The 2,677-nt window shown below is 72.5% G+C and carries 3 protein-coding genes; 2 read left to right on the forward strand and 1 reads right to left on the reverse strand.

Features of this window, described 5'->3' with window-relative positions; translation table 11 throughout:
* Positions 1 to 130: 130 nt before the first annotated feature.
* Positions 131 to 517, reverse strand: a complete 387-nt coding sequence (locus ACFVZW_RS14910; protein WP_384520965.1) for a DUF6479 family protein — start codon at positions 515 to 517, stop codon at positions 131 to 133.
* Between the two features lie 122 nt (positions 518 to 639).
* Between ACFVZW_RS14910 and ACFVZW_RS14915 the strand changes: the two genes are divergently transcribed.
* Complete coding sequence (locus ACFVZW_RS14915) at positions 640 to 1,149, forward strand: SigE family RNA polymerase sigma factor (protein ID WP_384520968.1); 510 nt, start codon at positions 640 to 642, stop codon at positions 1,147 to 1,149.
* A 61-nt stretch (positions 1,150 to 1,210) separates the two neighbouring features.
* Entirely contained in the window at positions 1,211 to 2,551 is a 1,341-nt protein-coding gene (locus ACFVZW_RS14920; protein ID WP_384520971.1) for a hypothetical protein, read from the forward strand.
* Positions 2,552 to 2,677: the final 126 nt, after the last annotated feature.

A 2,677-nucleotide genomic window follows, 5' to 3' on the forward strand; every position in this document is an offset into this window, starting at 1 on the left:
TTGTCCCCCGCTACTCCGACCCCCGGCCCCACCCCCCGTGCGGCTGGGGGCCCCGTCACGGGGCCCCGGGCGGGGGGGCGCCGGGGGACGCCCTCAGGGGCGTCCCGCGACATCCCGCCCGTGACGAAGCTCAGTCGCCGTGCCCCGTTCCGCCGCTGCCGAAGCCGCCGCTGGAGATCCCGCCCCACTTGCGCTTCTCCTCGCTGGGCGGGTCGGGCGAGGTCTCGGTGCCGTCCTTGATCTCGTACGGCATGAGCCGGTGCTCGCCGTCGGTCTGCGGCATCTCGTGGGGCCTGCGGTACTCGGACGTCTCGCCGGGCAGGCCGCCTTCGGGCCGGTGCGGATGCTCCTCGGGCTTGGGCGTCGGGGATTCCTTGTCCCTGACCCTCATCCCCAGCCAGAACGCACCCATCAGTACGGCGACCAGGACCAGGCCACCGAGCACCTGTGCCATCCCCGACTGCCAGACTCCGGCCGCCGTGGTGACCTCCGCGGAATCCAAGAGAAAAGCGTTCATGCTTCAGGGATACCCCCTTTCGGTCGCTATGGGACATTTCAGGCTGCTCGAACTCATGTGAAACATTTCCGCGCGCCCGCCGCGTCAATGAGGTGAAGGACGACGGCGACGGGGGGAGGGGCATGAGACATGCCCGCGCGGACGAGTTCCTGGAGTTCGCAGCCGCACGGACGGGGCACCTGTTCCGGTCGGCATGCCTGCTGACCAGCGGCGACACTCACCTCGCCGAGGACCTGGTGCAGGAGACGCTGGGCCGGATGTACGCGCTGTGGGGACGCGTCCAGCGGATCGGCAACCCCGCCGCGTACGCGCACACCGTCCTCGTCCGCACCTTCCTCAGTCACCAGCGGCGACGCTCCGCGACTGAGCGCCCCCTCGGCGAGCTGCCCGACCGGGCCCCGGAGACCGGGGACGACCCGGCGCTGCGGATCGCCCTGCTCGACGCGCTGGCCTCGCTGGCGCCCAAGGACCGGGCGGTGGTGGTGCTGCGGTACTGGGAGGACCGCAGCATCGAGGAGACCGCCGACGCACTGCACGTGAGTTCCGCCGCGGTACGCACGCGCTCGGTGCGGGCGCTCGGCCGGCTCAGGGAACAGCTCGGCGGCAGCATCGCCGAGTTCGCACACCGCTGACCCGGGCACTTCGGGACTTCTGGACCTTCTTTCACCCATGGATCGGAGACGGTGATTCGGCATGCCCCTGAACGAGGGACACGAACGTTTCGAGGAGGAACTCGGCGCGGCCCTGCGCCGCACCGGTGACGGCTTCGCCGCGGGCGACGGCCGGGAGCTGGTGGCCGGCGGGCTGGCCCGCGGCAGGAGCCGCGTGGTCCGCCGCCGCCTGGGCGCGGTCACCGGCACCGTGCTGGCGCTCGCGGTGGTGGCCGTCGGCGGCGCGTACAGCGGTGACCTGCTGGGCTCGGGCGGGGCAGGCGAGGGCTCCTCCGTCGCCGCGTCGAAGCCCGCGCGGGACGGGGGCGGACAGGACAAGAGCGCCCGGGACCGGGCCGTACCGGGCGAGAAGAACGCGCGGGACAAGGCCGCACCGGCCGACAAGCGCGGAGCGACGGCGCCGGCCGGGGCCAAGGACCTGGCCGCCGTGCTCAAGGCGAACACGCCGGCCGGTGACTGGACCATGACCCACGACGACGGTGCGGGAGGGAGCGTCACGGGCGTCTACGACGACGGCAAGGGCAAGGCGGGGGTCTCCGTCGCCCTCGACCGGGCGCCGGCCGACGAGAACGCCGCCGCGGAGCGGGTGACCTGCCCGCCCAAGACCTACGTCCGGTACGACACCTGCACCACGGAGACGCTGTCGAACGGCGACAGGCTGATGGTCTTCCAGGGGTACGAGTACGCGGACAAGCGCCAGGAGACCAAGAACTGGCGGGCGGTCCTGCTGACCGCGGACGGATTCCTGGTCGACGCGAGCGAGTACAACGCGCCCGCCGCGCAGGGCGAGGCGATCAGCCGTACGAACCCGCCCTTCGCGCCCTCCGTGATGAAGACGCTGGTCACGGCGGACGACTGGCGGCCACTGCTCAAGAAGCTGCCTGCGCGGAACGACGACAAGCCCGGGCCGGGCACCGACACCGCACCGCCGGAGCCGAACGGCGACGAAGTGGGGGCCACGTTGCGCGCGCTGCTGCCCACGGGCCTGAGGGTGACCTCCAAGGGCGGTGACGGCCAGTACGCGTACGTGGTCGTCGACGACGGCAAGGGTAAGAGCCTCGTCCAGGTCAACGTCCAGTACGACATGGGCGACCAGGCCTGCGCGCTGTACTGCAACGGCTCCGCCACGCTGCCCGACGGGGGCTTCCTGAAGCTGACCCAGCAGCGCGGTGAGAAGGGTGGCGCGGGCGTGGTCTGGTGGACGGTCGACACCATGGACAAGGACGGCTTCCGGGTCGTCGTCTCCGCGTTCAACGCCGGCGCTCAGGACGCGAAGGCGACGCGCGTCGAGCCCGCGCTGACGATGGCCCAGCTCAAGGCGATCGTCCTCGACGCCAGGTGGGCGAAGCTCGAGGCGAAGTAGGGGCGCCGATCCCGGACGGGGGGCGGGCGGGCCCCCGCGGGGGGGCGGGCGGGCGGCCCGCGGGCGGCGGGGGCGGCCGGCATCGCCGGGCGATCCGGGTCGGCCATCGTCGCGTGCATGTCGGTC

This window comes from Streptomyces sp. NPDC059567 (assembly GCF_042735655.1).
GTDB lineage: Bacteria > Actinomycetota > Actinomycetes > Streptomycetales > Streptomycetaceae > Streptomyces.

Coding starts and splice junctions, on each gene's coding strand:
- ACFVZW_RS14910 (WP_384520965.1), bottom strand. CDS start 517: ATGAACGCTTTTCTCTTGGATTCCGCGGAGGTCACCACGGCGGCCGGA.
- ACFVZW_RS14915 (WP_384520968.1), top strand. CDS start 640: ATGAGACATGCCCGCGCGGACGAGTTCCTGGAGTTCGCAGCCGCACGG.
- ACFVZW_RS14920 (WP_384520971.1), top strand. CDS start 1,211: ATGCCCCTGAACGAGGGACACGAACGTTTCGAGGAGGAACTCGGCGCG.